Genomic DNA, 19,439 nt, shown 5'->3' with positions numbered 1-19,439 from the left:
GGTATCACACCTGCGCAGAGGCGGCGACGAACATCTCCGGTGGCGGCTGCGCGGACGGCGCGTGGCAGCATGGACGACGATGAACACCGATACGCCTTCGTCCCGTCGTCATCTTCCCGACGCACCGCTGCTCGCAGCTGTAGCCGGCCGAGTGCCGACTCGGCGTCCGGTGTGGTTCATGCGGCAGGCCGGTCGTTCACTGCCCGAGTATCGGAAGATCAGGGCGGGCATCGGCATGCTCGACTCTTGCTTCGATGCCGACCTGGTCGCTGAGATCACGCTGCAGCCGGTGCGCAGGCACGGAGTCGATGCTGCAATTCTGTTCTCCGATATCGTGGTGCCGCTCAAGGCCGCCGGTATCGATCTGGACATCGTCACCGGAACCGGTCCGGTGGTGGCCAATCCCGTGCGGTCCGCCGCCGACGTCGCGGCTCTTCCGCGTCTCGACGCCGAGCAGGTGGCCCCGGTGGCCGATGCGATCGGCATTCTGACCAAGGAGCTGGGGGAGACAGCGCTGATCGGTTTCGCCGGCGCACCGTTCACGCTGGCGTCGTACCTCGTCGAGGGCGGTCCGAGTCGCAATCATGAGAAGACGAAAGCTCTGATGCGCTCGGATCCAAACACTTGGCACACACTGCTCGACACCCTGGCCGATACGACGATCACGTTTCTGCAGAGCCAGCTTGCTGCGGGAATCGACGCACTGCAACTCTTCGACTCGTGGGCAGGCGCGTTGTCGCTGGCCGACTACCGTGAGTTCGTCCTGCCACACTCGACCAAAGTATTCGACGCGGTGCGAGAAGCCGGAGTACCGAAGATCCACTTCGGCGTCGGCACCGGAGAATTGCTCGGCGCCATGGGCGACGCAGGTGCCGACGTCGTCGGGGTCGATTGGCGAATTCCGCTGGATGTCGCCGTGGAGCGCGTCGGGCCGGGTAAGGCACTGCAGGGCAACCTCGATCCCGCCGTCCTGTTCGCCGGATGGGACGCCGTCGAGAGCGAAGTCCGACGTATCGTGGCCGAGGCCGACCGAGCCATCGAGGCGGGGGCAGTAGGACACGTGTTCAACCTCGGTCATGGCGTGCTCCCTGACACCGATCCAGACGTGCTCACTCGAGTCGTGGAGTTGGTGCATTCCCTGTGACGCGGGCAGTGCCACGGGCAGCCGTCGTCGGAGGCGGAATCACCGGGCTCGTGGCCGCCTACCGACTGCGAACCGAGCTGGGACCCGAGGCGCAGATCACCGTCGTCGAGGAGTCGGATCGGCTCGGCGGCACCCTGCGGACCGTCGACCTTGCGGGTGGTCCGCTCGACGTCGGAGCCGAAGCGTTCATCGGCCGTAGGCCGGAAGTACCCGCTCTCATGGCCGAGTTGGGGATCGCCGATCAACTCGTGCATCCAGCAGGCAAACGACCGTTGATCTACTCTTCGGGCGAGCTGCACGCGATGCCGGCCGGAACGTTGATGGGCATCCCAGCCGGTGCCCAGTCGATCGAAGGGCTCGTCGATGCGGCGACGCTGCAGCAGATCGCCGTCGAGGCCGAGACCGCATTCGACTGGGACCCGAGCATCGATGTCAGCGTCGCCCAACTGGTGGGTGGTCGATTCGGTGAGCAGGTTCTGCGTCGGTCGGTGGATCCACTACTCGGAGGTGTCTACTCGGGCCTGTCCGATTCGATCGGAGTACGCGCCGCGCTTCCGACGCTCGCGGCAGCCCTCGACGCAGGGGCGACGAGCCTGTCGTCCGCCGTGGCGAGCGCGCTCCCACCCCCGAGTTCGGAGCCGGTATTCGGAGCGCTCCGCGGCGGCTACGGGGTGCTCGTCGACGCCTTGATCGCGGCGGCCGGAGCACGGATCGTGTTGGGTGCGCGAGTCGAGTCGATCTGCGGCGAGCGGAAAGGGTGGCGTGTCGATCCGATCGGTCACGTGGACCTCGTCGTTCTCGCGGTGCCGGCCCCCGCGTTGTCGGCGATTCTGGCCGACACGGTACCCGACGCGGCAGACGCGGCCGCCGACATCGAGCTCGCATCTTCCGTCGTGGTGGGCATGGCGTTGCCCAGCGACGTGGAGTTGCCGGACAACTCGGGAGTTCTCGTGGCCACCGACGCGGGCCTGTCGGTGAAAGCCTTCACGCTCTCCAGCCGAAAGTGGACTCACCTCGCCGACCGAGACTCCGTTCTGCTGCGCGCATCCCTCGGACGATTCGGAGACGACAGTCCCCTGGGCCTGAGCGATACGGAACTCGTTCGGACAGCGGTGCGCGATCTAGGGACTGTCACCGGGCTCGACGTCACCCCGACGGCGACCGTCGTGCAGCGGTGGCATGGAGGCCTTCCTCAGTACGCCCCCGGGCACCTCGATCGCGTCGCCGAGATCGAGTGTGCGGTGCGTGACGTCCCCGGCGTCGCGGTGGCGGGCGCCTGGAGCCACGGCGTCGGAGTGCCCGCCTGCGTCGCTTCGGCGACCAGAGCAGCCGCTGCAGTGTGCGAGGTGGCACGATAGGGGCATGGCACGCCTCGACTACTCTGCGCTCAATTCGACTCTCCGCTACCTGATGTTCTCGGTGTACAAGGTCACCCCAGGCGTTCTGGGCGACGACCGTGCCGACGCAGCCAAGGAAGCACGCGTTTTCTTCGAGAGCCAAGAGGACAAGGGTGTCGCAGTACGCGGCGTCTACGACGTGGCGGGCTTGCGGGCCGATGCCGATTTCATGGTGTGGACGCACGCCGAGCGCATCGAAGACCTGCAAGCGACGTATTCGGATTTTCGGCGCACCACTGCCCTCGGCAGGGCCAGCACGCCCGTGTGGAGCAATTCGGCACTGCACCGCCCGGCCGAGTTCAACAAGAGCCACGTGCCGGCCTTCATCGCGGGCGAGGATCCGGGCGACTACATCTGCGTCTACCCGTTCGTCCGCTCCATCGAGTGGTACCTCTTGCCGGAAGACGAGCGGCGCACGATGCTCGCAGATCACGGCATGGCAGCTCGCGGCTACAAGGACGTGCGGGCAAACACCGTCCCGTCCTTCGCGCTCGGTGACTACGAGTGGATCTTGGCGTTCGAAGCGCCTGAGCTGGACCGGATCGTGGACTTGATGCGTGATCTCCGTGCGACCGAAGCTCGCCGTCACGTGCGCGAGGAGACACCGTTCTTCACCGGTCCTCGCGTCGACGTCGAAGCTCTCGTGGCCGCCCTGCCATGATGGATGCGGTCATCTTCGACTTCTCCGGAACCCTGTTTCGACTCGACGAGGACGACTCGTGGTTCGACGGGGTAACGCATTCCGACGGCACGGCGGTGGACGGTCACCACGCGGCCGAGTTGATGCGCCGGATGACTGCGCCGGTCGGTGAGGTCGTCGAGTTCGACGATGTCACCCGGCATGCATGGCGGAACCGAGACCTCGATCCCGCGCTGCACCGGCAGGCGTACTTGCACGTTCTCCGTGAATCCGGTCTGGACAACCAAGACCACGCGGAGTCCGTCTACGGCAGGGTCATCGACCCGTTCTGCTGGACGCCATATCCGGATACAGCCGAGGTGCTGAAGGTGCTTGCGTCAGCATCGATCCCGGTCGCGGTGCTGAGCAACATCGCATTCGACATCCGACCGGCATTCGAGCGCCTCGGTGTCACCGATCTGATATCGGAATTCGTACTGTCCTACGAGGTCGGGTTCGTCAAACCTCAGCTCGAGATCTTTCGCTATGCGGTCGACAAGCTCGGCGTCGAGGCGAGTCGGACCCTGATGGTCGGCGACAGCGAGGAAGCCGACGGTGCTGCGCGGGCCATCGGTTGCTCGTTCGCGCTCGTCGACCCGATCCCGACCCCTGAGCGGCCCACTGCGTTGCTCGAGGCACTGGAGCTCAGCGGAATCACGCGGTGAGCCGCGACGCAGGTCCCGGTCGGCACACCCAGCATATGGCGCACTGGGGCATGTACAGTGCCTCGGCCGCCGACGGGGAAGTAGTCGACATTCGCCCCCACGCGGGCGATTCGAGCCCGTCGCCGGCTCTGGGAAACGTGCCGGGGTCGGTCAAGCATCGCTCCCGCATCACCGGACCGTCGGTGCGTCGTGGGTGGCTGGAGAACGGGCCCGGGCCGACCGATCGGCGCGGCAACGACGACTACGTGGCCGTGACGTGGGACGAACTGACGGATCTGCTGGCCGGTGAACTCCGACGAGTCATCGACCGTCACGGCAACGAAGCGATCTATGGTGGCTCGTACGGATGGGCGAGCGCAGGCCGATTCCATCACGCGCAGAGCCAGGTCCACCGCTTCCTCAACTGTCTCGGCGGATACACGCGGTCGGTCAACAGCTATTCCACCGGCGCTACCGGCGTCATCATGCCGCACGTCGTCGGCGCACACTGGAAGATGTTCTCGCGCTCCACGTCCTGGAAGGTCATCGCGGCCGAGACCGACCTGCTCGTCGCGTTCGGAGGTGTGCCGGCCAAGAACACCAGCGTCAATCACGGTGGTACATCCGATCATCCGACAGAATCAGCGCTCGACGCGCTTCGGGCGCGCGGCGGCGAAATCGTGTCCGTCAGTCCGCTCCGTGACGACATGCACGGCGCCGCGACGTGGCTTGCTCCCGTCCCGGGCTCCGATGTCGCCGTGATGTTGGGGCTCGCCTACGTGCTGGCTGTCGAAAATCTGCACGACACAAACTTTCTCGACAAGTACACCACCGGTTACGACACGTTCGAGCGGTACCTGCTCGGTGCCTCCGATGGCATACCGAAGACTCCGGAGTGGGCGTCTGCGAAGTCCGGTATCGCCGCCGAAGCCATCGTCGATCTGGCCAGATCGATGGCGTCGCGTAGAACGTTGATCACGGTGACGTGGTCACTGCAACGTGTGAAGAGCGGGGAACAGGCTCCGTGGATGGGGATTACGCTCGCGTCGATGCTGGGCCAGATCGGCATTCCCGGTGGGGGATTCGGGCACGGTTACGGGTCGATGAACGAGCCAGGGCTCGGGCCGGTGCCGTATCCGTTGCCGACCCTTCCACAGGGGCTCAATCCGATCACCGCGCACATTCCGGTCGCCGCTATCGCAGACATGTTGCTCGGACCGGGTACCGAGTTCGACTACAACGGTCGACGGATGACGTATCCGGACATCAAGTTGGTCCACTGGGCCGGCGGGAATCCGTTCCATCACCACCAAGATCTGGGCCGGCTTCGACGCGCATTCGGGCGGCCGGACACCATCGTCGTGCACGATCCGTATTGGACGCCGATGGCCAAGCACGCGGACATCGTCGTACCTTCGACCACATCGCTCGAACGAAACGACCTCAGCTGCACTCGAAACGATCCACTGTTGGTGGCGATGCAGCAGGCTGTCCCGCGCTATGCGGACTCTCGCGACGACTACGACACCTTCGCTGTGGTGGCTCGGAAGATGGGAGTCGCCGACGGTTTCACCGAGGGCCGGACGTCGGGGGAGTGGATCGAGCATCTGTACGACCAGTGGCGCGGCTACTTGAGATCGGCGAACGTCGAGACCCCCGAGTTCGACGAGTTCTGGCGAGCGGGTTCGGTGCGAATGGCCACCGAAGAGGACCTGACGTTGTTCGCGGACTATCGAGAAGATCCTGTAAGCAACGCCTTACGCACGCCGAGCGGACGCATCGAGATCTTCTCCGAGGTCATCGACGGCTTCGGTTACCAGGATTGCATCGGCCACCCGGCATGGTTCGAACCGGTGGAATGGCTCAACGGCGGACGTGCACAGCACTTCCCGCTGCACCTCATCGCGAACCAACCTCGCACTCGACTGCACAGTCAGCTCGATCACGGCGCCACAAGTCAGGCGTCGAAAGTGCAGGGTCGTGAGCCCATCCGAATGCACTCGGTGGCGGCTGCGGCGCGCGGGGTCACCGACGGTGACGTGGTCAGGGTGTTCAACGATCGAGGCGCATGCCTGGCGGGGGTAGTCGTCGATGACGGGATGCTCGACGACGTCGTCCAACTGTCCACCGGCGCCTGGTACGACCCGCTGGATCCAGCCGACACCAATTCTCTGTGCAAGCACGGCAATCCGAACGTATTGACACCCGACGTCGGCGCGTCGTCGCTGTCTCAGGGATCCACGGGGCAACACGTGCTGGTGCAGATCGAACGCTACGACGAGGCACTCCCGCCGATCACTGCGTTCGATCCGCCCACGATGACCGTTAGGTCGGTCGGCTAGAACACGATTCGGCTGATGATCTCGGCCACCAAAGCCGGCTTGTCCTCGCCTTCGATCTCGAGCGTGCATGCGGCGACGACCTGGAGGGCGCCGCCCGACGCGTCCTCGACCGAGGTCAAGGTGGTCTGCAGGCGGACGTGCGAACCGACCTTGACCGGATTGATGAATCGGACCTTGTTGGAGCCGTAGTTGATTCCGAGCTTGGTGTTCTCGATGGTGTAGATCTGCCAGTTCAACATCGATACCAACGACAGAGTCAGGAATCCGTGGGCGATGGGAGCACCGAACGGGCTTTCCTTCTTCGCACGCTCGACGTCCACGTGGATCCACTGGTGATCCCCGGTGGCGTCGGCGAACGTGTTGACCCGCTCCTGCGTGATCTGGAGCCAGTCACTCGTGCCGAGGTCCTCGCCGACGGCTGCTTTCAGTTGCTCTGCTGACGTGAAGGTGCGCATGGTTTCGATTATGCGCCGCACCGGAGTGTCCTGAGTCACCGCCCGACGCAACTACACCCAGAGGTGCTACTCAGCAGGCTTGAGGACCAGCGAGATCGAGTTGATGCAATATCTCTGATCCGTCGGCGTCGGGTAACCCTCGCCCTCGAAGACGTGTCCCAGGTGGCTGTGGCAGTTCTTGCAGATCACTTCTACCCGTCGCATTCCGAGCGAGGTGTCCTCGTTCAGGATTACCGCATCGCTGTCTGCCGGATCGAAGAACGACGGCCAGCCGCAGTGCGACTCGAACTTCTCGGTACTGCGGAACAACTCGGCGCCGCACGCACGGCACTCGTAGACGCCATCGGTCTTGGTGTCGGTGTATTCGCCGACGAACGGGCGTTCGGTGCCTGCCTCACGGAGGACGGCGAACTCCTCGGGCGTCAGCTTCTCGCGCCACTCCGCGTCGGTGTGCTGGACGGCGGGGGCAGGATTCTTGTCAGTCGCTGAACTCATGCCTCCACGCTAATACGATCAGCCGGTCTTCGTCGTCTTCGCAGCTCGAGAGTCTTCGAGCAGGTAGTCCGGTTCGATTCCGTCGTCGAGGCGACCATCTTTGCGCGCCGCCACGTAGCGGCCGATGAGCACAGCGAAGATGACGATGATGAGGAGACTCCACCCGAAGGTGGTCCGCATGTAATCCAGGGCGCGTCCTGTTTCGACGAAACGTCCGGACAGCCATCGATCGGCATTCATGAACCCATAGATGGCGAGCCACGCAGGCCAGTTCCGAATCAACGAATTCTTCAGTACAACTGTCATGAGCAGCGGGAACAGCATCATCGAGTAGTACATCTGGCCGAGTGATCCGAGTAGCCAGTGAGCAGTCAGAATCAGTCCCGATGCTGTGGCGAAGAAGAAGAGTCGATCCTCGCGGCAGTACCGGTAGAGCAGCCACAACGACACGAGAACCATGACGCCCAGTACGACGCGTATTGCGAGGAGCAACAGATCGGGAATGCCATAGTAGAGGCCGTTCCCGACAACGGCACTGTTGAAGTAGTCACGCGTCTGCAGTAGGTACGGCAGTGTGCGATCGATGAAGTCCATCGGGTCGACGGAGAGTGGCCACGCGATCGCCATCATCACCACGGGCACAGCAATCGAGGTGACGAATACCTTCCACTGTCTGGTCATCAACGGCAACAGCAGCAGCGGAGCGAGCATGGGCTTGATAGCGAGTGTCAGCCCCATCGCGACGCCCGCGGACAAGTCCTTTCGCTGCAACAGGAATCCGATGAACGCGACCTCGCCCAGCAACACGAAGCCGTTGAAATTGGTGAAGACGAGGGTGTTCGTCACCGTCTCGCTGACGAAGGCCGCCAGCAGAAGGGCCGGGGCGGCAACCGAATCGAGACGAAAACCGAAGATTCTGAGCAGGATGTACAGAGCGACAAGAATCGCGACGGTGCTGGCGATGATGAACAGCCAACGTGACCGTTCCGGATCGATGACGGCAAGCGGCGAGAGCAGCATCGTCGCGCTCGGCTGGTACAGGTAGTGCGGATCGACAGAATCGAAGTTGGCCGTGTAGACGGGCTGGCGGTTGAGGAATGCCAGCGCCGCGTTGTACACGGGGTTGAAGTCATTGGTGATATCGCCGTTGACTGCCTTGATCACAACCCTGTTGATCACCGTCATGATGGCCAGTGGCCACAGCGCGAATTTGACTACGTCAGCGGTGGACCGGCCGTTCCGCGGCTCGAGAAAGCTAAGTGACACCCGGGAACGGTACCTTGACCCCGGTCACCGATCACCGAGACACCCTCAGGCCGGGCAGACGCTACCGTCCGGCGGCAGTGTGCCGTCCTGAGCATAGGTGACCGCCGCAGACTGGATGCACTGTGAGCCGCCCAGTGCAGGGTGACCGGCCCCCTGCCATGTCATCGCGGAGGAACGCGCCCCAGTGGCAGCGACGATTCCGGTGACGCTCGCGAAACCGGCGTTACCGACCACCGAGTCTGCTGCGCCGCTGAGAAGCAGAACAGGAATAGGCACCGTGGAGGGGAGTGGCGCCGCAGGCGCCGTCGGCCACGACGAGCATGTCAGCGCGGCCAGGGCCGCATCGATTCCGAAGATCGGGTACAACTGCGCCCAGGACGTACCTACGTCGCGCACAGCCTGAGGTGACGGCCACTGTTGGCCGTCGGTGCACCGTGCGACGAATTGACCGTCGGTTCCGTAGGCATCGGATGCTCTCGACGCAAGTTCCTGGAGCGCGGCGGTGTTGCCGGATCGTGCCGACGACAAAGTGTCGGCGAGTTCGAGGGCGCGCTGCGACGGATCTCCGGTCGATGAAGTCAGCGCGTAGGCAATGCCATTGAGCAGGCCATGCGTCGATACGGGCGCGAGCGTGCCGGCGGCCGACTGCGCGACGAGATCGGCAACAGCTGCTCGTGGATCGTCACCGAGCGAGCAGTCGAGCGCTACGCACCGCCCGGAGAAGGCCGTGAACGCTGCTTCTCGACCCTGGGTTTTCTGTTCGGCCGCGGTCATCTGGTCGATGCCGAGTCCGTTCGGTGAGTCCAGAATCAGTCGCGCCACTCGATCGGGATGCTGCGCGGCGTAGGCGAGCGCTGTCGTCGCTCCGTTTCCGGTGCCGATGATCCCCAGGGCGTCGACGCCCCACCCGATGCGTAGTTGCTCCAGGTCGTCCGCAGCGTACGACGACGCGAACGCGAGTTCCTGTGGTTGCAGCAGGTCCGTGCATTCGATGGTGGCATCACGACCGGCGGTGACCGCTCTGTCGACCGAGTCACCGCCGGTCCTCTCGAATTGTCCGAGGTCGGCCAGTGCCGCGCGGGCATCGGACTTGGTGCAGTCGACTGCTGCGGATCGTCCGATCCCGCGACGATCGATCGCGACGATCGGGTGGGCCGCAAGGAACGTCGCCCCTTGGCCTGCCGCCATGTCGGTGAGCGTTTCGATAGAAGAACGATCCGACCCTGAAGTCAGAACCATCGGGGCGGCGTCCGCAGGTGTGCGGTCGAGCCGTGCGCGCATCGTTCCCACCGAGAACGACCCGAACATCTGTCCCGACGCATCGACCGGAGCCTCGAAGTCTGCGCACTCGAGGATCAGACCTGGCGTCCGCGGAGTGAAGTCGTACCTGTCGAGTGTCTCGGTCGTGCAGTCACGCCACGGCAGATCCGTGACGGGAACTTGCAGCGGCGGGATTGCAGGTTCGGTATCAGCGGGTTCGGTGTTCTCCGGCTGACCAGGGGAGTTCTGCAGGACGGCGACATCGGGTCGGCTGGACGGTCCGGCGCCGCACGCCGCTGTCAGCAGCGACAGGCACACGATGGACACGAGCAACGATCGATTCTGCATCACGTTGCGAGGCTATCTACTTCTGCGCGGTCGCGGCCGGGCACCTACCGCTCCGGGGCCTACGCGTCGCTGCGGTGTTTGACCCACCTGGTCAGCAGGGTCCCGTCGTCGTCCGCGAGAACGTGCGCGCGGGTCATTCGACGAACCGAGGCTGACGCGGAGTGCGAGATCCGCCCGGCAGATCCCGCGACCAGAACAGGTGACGTCGTGATGCAGACATCGTCGACGGCATCGTCGGCAAGAAGCTGGCCGAAGATGCCTGGTCCGCCCTCGCAGAGAATCCGATGGAGACCCAGATCGTCCAGGGTCGACAGGATGGATTCGGTCGTCACCGTGTTGCCGTCCGTCTCCACCACGCGAGCACCCGCGTCCGCCAACCTGCGTCGTGCCTCGGCAGGTGCGGACGAGGTGGTGAGGACGATCGGAGGAACGTCGGAGTCGGTGAATATCCGCGACTCCGGATCGAGATTCGCCGACGCGGTAACCACGACGAGCGGAGGAACGTCGGTCATACCGAGTGAGGCTCGCTCACTGCGAGTCGCGGCCGACAAGCTCACGCCGCCATAGTTCTCGGCACGCACCGTGCCCGCGCCGACGAGTACTGCGTCCGCCAACGTGCGCAGTACTGCGAACACGGCTTTGTCGGCAGGAGTGCCGAGACCAGCGGAAACGCCGTCCGCGGTGACCGCGCCGTCGATGCTGGCGACGAAGTTCACTCGGATCCAGGGCCGCCTCGGACGTGGCGGGTACGCGTACAGACGCGAGAGGTCGGCGTCCGCGAGCGGGCCTTTCGCTACGCGTGCCACATCACTTTCCGATGTGAAGTAGGTCGCAATATCCAGTAGCTGCATAAAGTAGATAACACCACGTCGTTAGGCTGATCCAATGCCTGAACGTCTTGTCGATCGAAATCCAGTCGTTCCATCCGACCAACTGATCGCGCAGATGGTGCCGCCGGCCATGTTCGACGACGTCAGCTTCTCCTCGTACATTCCCGACCCCAACGAGCCGAGCCAGGCCGAGGCGGTGAAGAAGGCCGAGGAGTTCTCGCAGAAGGTTGCCAAGATCCGCGGCAAGGGCGGCAAGCGTGGGCTGTTCGGCAAGAAGGCCCCCGCAACCGGCCTCGGCTTGTACCTCGACGGTGGATTCGGCGTCGGAAAGACACACCTTCTTGCATCGATCTTCCACAGCGTTCCCGAGCCCAAAGCGTTCGGCACGTTCGTGGAGCTGACGCACGTCGTCGGCGCACTGGGCTTCAACAAGGCGCTGGACGAGCTGTCGAACCACAGCGTGCTGTGCATCGACGAGTTCGAGTTGGACGATCCGGGCGACACGATGCTCGTCTCACGCCTGCTCTCGGAGTTGTCTGCACGCGGCGTTTCCATCGTCGCGACCTCGAACACGCTGCCCGGCCAGCTCGGCGAGGGACGGTTCGCGGCCGAAGACTTCATGCGGGAAATCAAGAAGCTCGGTTCCATTTTCGAATCGATTCGCGTCGACGGACCCGACTACCGTCACCGCGACCTGCCGCCCGCCCCCGACCCGACGTCCGAAGACGAGTTGATCGAGCGCGCAGGCCAGATCGACGGCGCAACTCTCGACGATTTCGACGAGCTGCTGGCGCACCTGAGCACGCTGCATCCGTCCCGATACGGGAAGCTCCTCGACGGTGTCGAGGCCGTGTTCTGGAAGAACGTGCACCCGGCCGCGGATCAGGCCGTCGCCCTGCGACTCGTTGTTCTCGCAGACCGGTTGTACGACGCCAGCATCCCGGTGACCTCGTCCGGTGCGAAGCTCGACGAGATCTTCACCGAGGAGATGCTGGCGGGTGGCTACCGGAAGAAGTACCTCCGCGCGACCTCCCGACTGCTCGCCCTGTCTCGGTTTGCTGCGGTCGGCTGACGCACCCGATTACAAGGACCGCTCCATGACGAAGTCGTCTTGGATGTCGTTGCCGAGTGCGAAGGTCTTGGTGCCGACCTTCACGAAACCCTGCTTTGCATAAAAGCGTTGGGCCCGGAGGTTCTGTTGGTTCACACCGAGCCATACTCCGGCACATCCGGCGCCTGAAGCGAGGGACAGGACCGAGGACATCAGTTCCGCGGATACTTCGCGACCATGGTGTCCGGGCAAGACGTACAGCTTGGACAGCTCGATGGTCGGTGACTTCGTGAGAGCGTGCGCGATGTCGGGGTCGGTTGGCTCGCCGTGGATGAGCATCGCGTAGCCGACGATCGAATCATCCTCTCGCGCAGCAAGTATGGTGCGATCGGGATCGTTCAGGTATTCGCCGAACTTCTCGTGGGAGAGCACGTCGTCGATGAATGCCTCGATCGATTCACGCGTCGACCCCGGAGGGCAGGCGAGCGGAAACGTCACGGCCGCGACGTCCGCCAATTGTTCGGTCTCCCAGATTCCGGCCGGTCCGACGGAGATAGTCACAGCCGGTCAACCGCTTCCTTGGCTTCGCGGAGTGAGAATCCGGTCCGCGCGCGTAGGAGCTTGATCGCGGCGATCGCCTTCCCTTCGTTCTTCAGCGCTCGCAACTTCGGAATGATGTCCTCCCATTCGCCGGTATCGAGCCCTGCGGTGTTCGTGAAAGCAGCGGGTGAGGGGAGTGGATTGCCTCGCTCCACCGACTCCACGATGTTCTTGGCTTCCTCGAGCCCGGAACCGGTGCGTTCGCGGAAGAGCTTGATCGCGTGGATCTTCTTCTTCTCTCCCACAAGCCGATAGATCTCTTCGCGTGCAGTGCTGTCCAGGCCGGCGAGCATGAGCTGCGCTGTGGCCGTTGGAGTCTTACGCGGGCTCTTGCGCGCGAGGAACCAGGCAGCGAGAACCGCAGTGTCGATGAGGACCAGCGCGACGATGAACCATCCCCAGGTGGGCATGGCATAAGTAGAACACTTGATCTGTTGCGGGCAGAAAACCGGTGCCGAACTACAGAGTCGTAGCAGTGTCCACGTCGATCCCGAACAGTGCGACCGCTGCATCCAGCGACCGCTCGGCGGTCCGGTGTTTGTGCGCCGACAGGTCATGTCCCGCGCCAGTGACCTCGACGAAGCTCGTCTGGGCAGGGATGAGACCTATCGCCTCGCGTAGCTCGGTCGGTGTCGCGAAAGGATCTTTGGTGCCGGCGACCGACAGTGTCGGGATCTCGATATCGGGCAGATGTGCGGTGCGAGCCTTTCCGGGCTTGCCCGGTGGATGAAGCGGATACGACAGCAGTAATAAACCTGCAGCGAGATCGTTGTCTTCCGCGACCGCCATCGAGGCCTGTCGACCGCCGTAGGAGTGACCGCCGACCAACACGGGTGCGGGCACGCGGTCACGGAGATATGTCACTGCGTCGCGGACGCTGTCTCGATCGCCGGGCGCTTTCGACGGGTGCGGGGGACCGGACTCTCTGGCCTGACGGAACGCCAGATCGAATCTCAGTACCGCGATTCCGTGGGCTGACCATGCTGTCGCCACATCGACGAGTAGTTTTGCGGTGCAGTTACTGCCGGCACCGTGGGTGAGCGCGAGTGATGCGACAGGGTCGCCGTCCGGGAGGTGAAGGAAGCCGCGTACGCCGCCTCCGTCGATGTACGCGGCCTCCTGTGTGCAGTCAGGCATCCGCTGAAGAGTCGCCTTTCATCTCGCCGTTTTCGTCCACCATGTCTGCGAACGCGGTACCGGAGACCATTCCGTTCGTCCCGGGCAATGTAACGGTCGGTCGTGCGCCCGGTTCGTACTTCTTGTCGATTCCGGCTACCTGTTCCTCCGCTTTCCGGCGAGTCTCGTCGTCGACCTGTACTTCGGTGGCATTTCCCTCGTGGCTGTCGTCCGCCATGGGTGGGCTTCCTTCCATTCGAGTGGGCTGCGTCTCCAGAGTGCACTTTTATGAGCTGAATCACCACCCACCTCGCGTGGTCTCCTGCTCATCACGGATTGCGGACGGGGGATGTCCTAGATCGTTGGCAAACTGATGGGAGTGCACAACGATCCTGGAGGAAACATGACCGCTTCGGAATCACAGTCATCGGTCTCCGCCCACCCCGCAACATGGAAGTTCGACTACCCGATAATCCACGCCGAGACGCGGACACAGTGGCGCACGTGGTTGAGCCGCAACCATGCGTCGGTCCGCGGGGTGTGGTTGTGCTCGTGGCGCAACGACACCGGTCGACCTCGCTGCCCGTACCCGGAGGCCGTCGAGGAAGCCATCTGCTTCGGTTGGATCGACTCCACCAGCACCATCCTCGACGAAGAGCGCAACTTGCAGCTGTTCACGCCGCGCAGATCCAAGAGTTCTTGGACCCGGCTCAACCGCGAACGTGCGGCCGATATGGAGGTGCGTGCCCTCATGACCGACGCTGGTCGCGACGCTATTGCTGCCGCGAAAGGCAACGGCTGGTGGACCATTTCCGACCAAGTCGAAGACCTCGAGGAACCGGCTGAATTGAAGGCAGCGCTGGACCTGGTCCCGCACGCTCGACGCAACTGGGACGGTTTTCCGCCCAGCGCCCGCAAACAGATGCTGTGGTGGATCGTCAGTGCCGCTCGAGACGCAACACGGGCCGCGCGAATCGCCCACATCGTCGATGAAGCGGCCAACGGCCGACGTGCCAAAGGTTGAGACAAGAAAGGCCCCCTCGAAAGGGGGCCTGACTTGGTCTGACTATGGTGCGCGATACTGGGATTGAACTAGCTACGTGCGTCACTGGGAACACGCCGACGGACCTGCTGAAATAGGTGTTTGAGCTGCGGAGATAGCACTCAGTATCGCGGGCCACGAGCGGACACGAATGGACCCCTGTAGCCTCAAGTGAGTTCACGAGGAGTTCACGAAAAGAGGCAGACATGGCGCGCGGCACCGGACGCAAGGATGCGAAGGCCGGAACCTTCGGCACCGTCCAGGAACTTCCCTCCGGAAGATTCCGCGCGCTGTACTGGCACGACGGGCGTCGGCACAAGGCGCCGACGACGTTCACGAGCAAGGTCGACGCGCGCGGGTGGCTGTCGCTGCAACAGGCGGACATAATTCGCGGCAAGTGGATCGAACCCACCGACGCAGCGCCGGGCCGGGCGAAGCGCGTCGTCTTCCACGAGTACGCAGAGGAATGGCTGGCACACCGCGACCTGAAACCGCGGAGTCGCGAGCACTACAGGAAGTTGCTGGACGTTCAGATCCTGCCGGGCCTGGGTTCGTTGCCGCTGAAGTCGATCACGCCGGACGATATCCGCGCGTGGTACGCGAAGCTGGACATGGCCACGCCGACGCTGCGATCGCACGCCTACGGCCTCGTTCGAACGATCCTGGCCACGGCGGCGTCGGACGGGAAGATCCCGAACAACCCGGCTCACATTCGCGGAGCTGGATCGGCGAAGCGTGTCCACAAGATCCGCCCGGCGACATTGCCGGAACTGGCCACGCTGACCGAAGCCATGCCGGAGCAGTACCGAACGATGATCCTGCTCGCCTCGTGGTGCGCCATGCGCTTCGGTGAGCTGACGGAGTTACGGCGGAAGGACGTTGATCTGAAGGACGAAGTCGTCCGTATTCGCCGCGCCGTCGTCCGCGTGGACGGACAGTTTGTCGTCGGGGATCCGAAGTCGGAAGCCGGATCGCGTGACGTAGCAATACCGCCACACCTCGTACCGGTCATCGCGGCCCACCTGAAGGATCACGTCGGACCCGGTAAAGACGCGCTGTTGTTCCCAGCTGTGAACGGCGGTCACCTACAGCCGTCCACGTTGTACCGGCGGTTCTACACGGCACGGGCGAAGGCCGGTCGTGACGATCTTCGGTTCCATGATCTTCGACATTCCGGCGCGGTACTCGCCGCGGCCACCGGGGCGTCACTGGCGGAATTGATGGGACGTTTGGGCCATTCCACGCCAGCCGCGGCGTTGCGTTATCAACACGTCGCTGGAGGTCGAGACAAGGCAATAGCTGCGGCATTGTCCGCGCTCGTGAATCCAAAATAGGGTACTAATAATCCGCTCGGTCTATGTCAACGTGAATTACGTCGGCGGGACAGGGATGGACAGGATTTAATCCGCCGTGTACTAATTGATTCACGGCGGGGATGACGTCCCCGAAATTATCGACACGCTATAGATCACATATATGCACGGTCACGAAACGACACGCCACGACATGCAACGGAACGCCATGGCCCTCGTCCCTCTGACCCACCGGAGATACCGTGTCAACCACTCGCCCCCGCCCGATTCGCGTTCGTCGTGAACTCATCACCCAGGCCAGCGCCGCGCAAGAGCTGGGTTGCTCCGTGCGCACAATTCGCAGGTACATCGCGTCCGGCCAAATTCCCGCCGTCCGACTGGGCCGGGAAATTCGCATAGACCCCGTGGACCTGGATGCATTCCTTCGCCCGGTCCGCTCGTGACACAAAAAATCCCCGGCTGTGAACCCGGGGATTCTTTGCGTAGTCGCTACCAACCACTACATGGCGGCACTAACGCCGTCTGCGACATTACCACCTTCGCGCGACGCCGTGAATTTCTGAATCCCATCTCAGAACGTCATGCAACGCAAATCGCCCACAGCGCGACCTGTGGGCGATTTGCAAAACGAAGGGAATCCGTTATGAGTTCAGAATACGCCATTGCTTCCGATTTGCGGGAATTGCTTATCGAAGCCAGGCAAACGCCCCCGTGGACGATGGACCTGGGACATACGATCTTCGAATCGAAAGCGTCACCATCGAAGACAATCGTGCTACCAGGGTGGAAGTCGGAGAAGTTCCTGGCCGCCGGTTTCGACGCTGTCGAGGCCATCGCCATGGAATACCCACGGGCGCACGGGGACCACGCGGACCCGGACGCCGTGGCGGCACTGCATGCGGCCCTCCTGCCGATCGGTGAACTGTTGACCGCACACGACGTCGCGTGCGGCGTTCCGCTGAACGTGGCGTTCCGGAACACCGCTCGGACGATCCGCTTCGGCATGGTCTCCGCCGCCGTGCAGGTGGTGGCAGCATGACCGACGACCCGGACTTCGCCGAGAAAATCATGTACACACTGTTCGAACAGTATGAGGCAGAAGCGAAGTCGTACAACTTCCGATACTACGACGGTGACGATTCCAAGGTACCGCCGTTCCTGAATCTTGCGAAAGCGTCGAAAGAAGCATGGTTGGTTATCGGTAAGAAGTTCCTCGCCGCGAAGACACCAGACGACCTGCCGCACTGGCTGCACACGGCGTACGGCGGTCCCTGGCGGTCGCTACAGCACGCCATCGACACGTTCCACCGATCGGCCGATCCGGTCAAAGACGGGTTCGATGACTTCGCCGAAGAAAGCCGTGTCTACGCGGAGACCCAGAAATACGTCACGCGTGAGCTGGCCAAGGTTCAGGGCCGGATGCAGCTCGACGCGGAAAAGAACGCGGACATGCTGGCCACGTTCGACGCCGCGTGGTTGGTGCGGGATCAGTTGGACCTGCTGCCGGACCCGGTACCGCTCGTCCCAGGAATGCTGTACCAACAGACCCTCGCGTTGCTCGTCGCAGCGCCGAAGTCGTTCAAGTCGTTTCTGGCTCTGTCCTGGAGTTGCTCGGTGGCCACGGGTACGCCCTGGCTCAGTAGGGACGTAGACCAGGGCGGCGTGCTGTACATGGTCGGTGAAGGCGCGCTAGGTGTGAAGAAACGCGTTGCGGCGTGGGAGACGTACCACGGAGTCCGCGCCGAGGCCCTGACGCTGTTCACGGAGACGTTCGATCTTGGCGTCGAAGAATCGATCCCGTTCCAACGGTTCCTGGATCGCGCGATCGAACTGAGACCGAAGCTGATCGTGGTCGACACGCTGAACCGGTACGCCGCCGGTCACGACGAGAACAGCGCCGCCGAAATGGCGATCGTGATCGTCAACCTGACCCGGCTGGTAAACGAGACCGGGGCGTCGGTCCTGCTCGTCCACCACGCCACCAAGGCCGGAGACAAGACGGGCCGCGGATCCTCCGCACTGTTCGCCGCGGCGGACGCCTCGTTCTTCCTGGACCGCCGGAACCCGAAGGGTTTGGCCGTGGCCCTGGAAACGACGAAGTCGAAGGATGACGCGGAGGGCGACCCGCTGCCGCTCCGCATGGAACCGTCGGCCGACAGCCTCGTGGTGGTCGAGGGCGACCCGTTCGAAGACGACGACAGCGATACGGAGGCCGCGGCGGATCTGGCGGTACTCACTGCGGTGATGAATCAGCCCGGACTGCCGAAACGGGAGTACTCACGAGGCGAAGCTGCGCCGGGATCGATCGGTCGACGTGACGCCGAGGTCGCCCTGGCCCGGCTCGAAAACACGGGACGGATCCACGCGATACCGGGTCCGAAACGGGCGAAGCTCATGTATCCGGGGCCTCGTCCGCTGACCGCCGACGAGCCGTTCGGCGACGTTCCTGAGGCCCCGAAGTGATGTCCGTTTCGCCCGGTTCTGTTGACCCACGCGCCCCCCGTTTCGGGCAGTCCCGTGGGTCAACAGAAATCGTTCTGTCGACCCAGCGGTCTGGGTCAACAGAAATCGCTGTGACCTGGGCCGATGAGGTAAACGACCCAGTTGACCCAGGCGGTGGGTCAACAGCCGGGACAACAGGTTAGGCAGTTGACCCAGTTGCCCCCGGGCCGTAGGACCGGGGCGATTGGGTCAGCTAACGGGGACCACAGGAATTAAAGAAGAAGAACCTATCGAACGGAGACAGATCGATGACCGAACCAACCTCGCCCCGGATACCTGATCCTTCACGTGCTGCTTGCGTAGGGCAATGGCAACTGTTCGACCCACCGGGCGAAGACGAGCTACGCAAGCACGTGCAGGAACGCTGGAACCGTGCGGTGGCCGTGTGTGCCGGTTGCCCGGTGATCGATCAGTGCCGGGAGTACGTGGACGAGCTACCCGGCCGACTCGTCTATGGAGTGTTCGCGGGAACCCGGTACGGCCACACAACGAACAAAGCGCCGCGGCCGTTGGAGGCGTCGGCGTGAAGAAGCCGTGTACCGAATGCGGCGAACCGCACGAGGGGCAGGGCCGCTGCGACGTGTGCGCTCGTGTGGCCGACGCAGCACGTGAGCGGCCCAGTACGAAGTCGCTGGGCTACACGGGGCCATGGCGTCGGTTGTCGAAGCGTGCGCGGTCGCTGCAACGGTTCTGCTCGGTGTGCGGGGCGACGACGGACCTTACGACCGACCACAGCGAAGAAGCGTGGCGTCGACACAACGCCGGTCTTGCGATCCGTCTGTGTGACGTGGACGTGCTCTGTAGGCCCTGCAACGCCCGTAAGGGCACGGCCCGGACCCAGGGGGATAGCCCCTGGTCAACGGGCTAGGCGACTCCGACGGTTAGCCCCGGTTGGCGTTACACACTGCTAACGACTCTCACATTGTGGGATGATCTGCCCAGGAGGTAGGACGAA

21 protein-coding genes are annotated in these 19,439 nt (G+C 63.5%); 12 read left to right on the top strand and 9 right to left on the bottom strand.

Annotation, left to right across the window (positions count from 1 at the left end; translation table 11 throughout):
• Window positions 1–79 precede the first annotated feature (79 nt).
• The 5 genes from hemE to WDS16_RS10575 are packed head-to-tail and all read left to right on the top strand — an operon-like array spanning window position 80 to window position 6,206.
• Window positions 80–1,144: a uroporphyrinogen decarboxylase gene (hemE, locus tag WDS16_RS10595; RefSeq protein WP_338892589.1), complete on the top strand. Its 1,065-nt coding sequence runs from the start codon at window positions 80–82 to the stop codon at window positions 1,142–1,144.
• On the top strand, window positions 1,141–2,502 hold the full coding sequence (locus WDS16_RS10590; RefSeq protein WP_338892588.1) for a protoporphyrinogen oxidase: 1,362 nt from the start codon (window positions 1,141–1,143) through the stop codon (window positions 2,500–2,502). Before hemE ends, WDS16_RS10590 begins: the two co-directional genes overlap by 4 nt.
• 4 nt (window positions 2,503–2,506) lie before the next feature.
• Entirely contained in the window at window positions 2,507–3,202 is a 696-nt protein-coding gene (gene hemQ / locus WDS16_RS10585; RefSeq protein WP_338892586.1) for a hydrogen peroxide-dependent heme synthase, read from the top strand.
• A complete protein-coding gene (locus WDS16_RS10580; protein ID WP_338892583.1) occupies window positions 3,199–3,885 on the top strand; it encodes an HAD family hydrolase in 687 nt (228 codons plus the stop codon). Before hemQ ends, WDS16_RS10580 begins: the two co-directional genes overlap by 4 nt.
• Before the next feature lie 35 nt (window positions 3,886–3,920).
• Entirely contained in the window at window positions 3,921–6,206 is a 2,286-nt protein-coding gene (locus tag WDS16_RS10575; protein ID WP_338893334.1) for a molybdopterin-dependent oxidoreductase, read from the top strand.
• Here the strand turns inward: WDS16_RS10575 and WDS16_RS10570 are convergent.
• The 5 genes from WDS16_RS10570 to WDS16_RS10550 all read right to left on the bottom strand — a co-directional run bounded on the left by WDS16_RS10570 (window position 6,203) and on the right by WDS16_RS10550 (window position 10,881).
• A complete protein-coding gene (locus WDS16_RS10570) occupies window positions 6,203–6,661 on the bottom strand; it encodes a MaoC family dehydratase (RefSeq protein WP_338892581.1) in 459 nt (152 codons plus the stop codon). The genes WDS16_RS10575 and WDS16_RS10570 overlap by 4 nt on opposite strands.
• 66 nt (window positions 6,662–6,727) lie before the next feature.
• A complete protein-coding gene (gene msrB, locus WDS16_RS10565; protein ID WP_338892580.1) occupies window positions 6,728–7,156 on the bottom strand; it encodes a peptide-methionine (R)-S-oxide reductase MsrB in 429 nt (142 codons plus the stop codon).
• Between the two features lie 18 nt (window positions 7,157–7,174).
• A complete protein-coding gene (locus WDS16_RS10560; RefSeq protein ID WP_338892578.1) occupies window positions 7,175–8,422 on the bottom strand; it encodes a glycosyltransferase family 87 protein in 1,248 nt (415 codons plus the stop codon).
• Between the two features lie 45 nt (window positions 8,423–8,467).
• A complete protein-coding gene (locus WDS16_RS10555) occupies window positions 8,468–10,030 on the bottom strand; it encodes an alpha/beta hydrolase (RefSeq protein ID WP_338893333.1) in 1,563 nt (520 codons plus the stop codon).
• 59 nt (window positions 10,031–10,089) lie between these two features.
• On the bottom strand, window positions 10,090–10,881 hold the full coding sequence (locus WDS16_RS10550) for a pyrimidine reductase family protein (protein ID WP_338892576.1): 792 nt from the start codon (window positions 10,879–10,881) through the stop codon (window positions 10,090–10,092).
• 34 nt (window positions 10,882–10,915) lie between these two features.
• Here WDS16_RS10550 and zapE point away from each other — a divergent pair, with 34 nt between their 5' ends.
• On the top strand, window positions 10,916–11,932 hold the full coding sequence (zapE, locus tag WDS16_RS10545; RefSeq protein ID WP_338892574.1) for a cell division protein ZapE: 1,017 nt from the start codon (window positions 10,916–10,918) through the stop codon (window positions 11,930–11,932).
• Window positions 11,933–11,941: 9 nt separating this feature from the next.
• Here the strand turns inward: zapE and WDS16_RS10540 are convergent, their stop codons facing one another.
• Genes WDS16_RS10540 through WDS16_RS10525 form a run of 4 tightly spaced genes read right to left on the bottom strand, consistent with a single transcriptional unit; the run spans window position 11,942 to window position 13,865 of the window.
• Window positions 11,942–12,472 carry a GNAT family N-acetyltransferase gene (locus tag WDS16_RS10540; protein ID WP_338892572.1) on the bottom strand — a complete coding sequence of 177 codons (531 nt, stop codon included), beginning with the start codon at window positions 12,470–12,472 and terminating at the stop codon, window positions 11,942–11,944.
• Window positions 12,469–12,921, bottom strand: coding sequence for a ribosomal protein L7/L12 (locus WDS16_RS10535; RefSeq protein WP_338892570.1), 453 nt, complete (start codon window positions 12,919–12,921; stop codon window positions 12,469–12,471). Before WDS16_RS10535 ends, WDS16_RS10540 begins: the two co-directional genes overlap by 4 nt.
• 49 nt (window positions 12,922–12,970) lie before the next feature.
• A complete protein-coding gene (locus tag WDS16_RS10530) occupies window positions 12,971–13,648 on the bottom strand; it encodes an alpha/beta fold hydrolase (RefSeq protein WP_338892568.1) in 678 nt (225 codons plus the stop codon).
• Window positions 13,641–13,865, bottom strand: a complete 225-nt coding sequence (locus tag WDS16_RS10525) for a hypothetical protein (protein ID WP_338892566.1) — start codon at window positions 13,863–13,865, stop codon at window positions 13,641–13,643. The genes WDS16_RS10530 and WDS16_RS10525 overlap by 8 nt, the downstream gene beginning before the upstream one ends.
• A gap of 165 nt (window positions 13,866–14,030) precedes the next feature.
• Here WDS16_RS10525 and WDS16_RS10520 point away from each other — a divergent pair, with 165 nt between their 5' ends.
• From WDS16_RS10520 to WDS16_RS10500, 6 genes are all read left to right on the top strand, one after another.
• Window positions 14,031–14,651 (top strand): YdeI/OmpD-associated family protein, encoded by a 621-nt coding sequence (locus tag WDS16_RS10520; RefSeq protein ID WP_338892565.1) that lies wholly within the window; start codon window positions 14,031–14,033, stop codon window positions 14,649–14,651.
• Window positions 14,652–14,875: 224 nt separating this feature from the next.
• Complete coding sequence (locus WDS16_RS10515) at window positions 14,876–16,003, top strand: site-specific integrase (RefSeq protein WP_338892562.1); 1,128 nt, start codon at window positions 14,876–14,878, stop codon at window positions 16,001–16,003.
• Between the two features lie 221 nt (window positions 16,004–16,224).
• On the top strand, window positions 16,225–16,425 hold the full coding sequence (locus WDS16_RS28230) for a helix-turn-helix domain-containing protein (protein ID WP_422395776.1): 201 nt from the start codon (window positions 16,225–16,227) through the stop codon (window positions 16,423–16,425).
• 200 nt (window positions 16,426–16,625) lie between these two features.
• Window positions 16,626–17,021, top strand: coding sequence for a hypothetical protein (locus WDS16_RS10510; protein ID WP_338892561.1), 396 nt, complete (start codon window positions 16,626–16,628; stop codon window positions 17,019–17,021).
• Entirely contained in the window at window positions 17,018–18,445 is a 1,428-nt protein-coding gene (locus WDS16_RS10505; protein ID WP_338892559.1) for an AAA family ATPase, read from the top strand. The genes WDS16_RS10510 and WDS16_RS10505 overlap by 4 nt, the downstream gene beginning before the upstream one ends.
• Before the next feature lie 287 nt (window positions 18,446–18,732).
• Window positions 18,733–19,011 carry a WhiB family transcriptional regulator gene (locus WDS16_RS10500; RefSeq protein ID WP_338892557.1) on the top strand — a complete coding sequence of 93 codons (279 nt, stop codon included), beginning with the start codon at window positions 18,733–18,735 and terminating at the stop codon, window positions 19,009–19,011.
• Window positions 19,012–19,439 lie beyond the last annotated feature (428 nt).

Source organism: Rhodococcus sovatensis, from assembly GCF_037327425.1.
GTDB lineage: Bacteria > Actinomycetota > Actinomycetes > Mycobacteriales > Mycobacteriaceae > Rhodococcoides > Rhodococcoides sovatense.
This window is presented reverse-complemented; position numbering and strand designations above follow the sequence as displayed.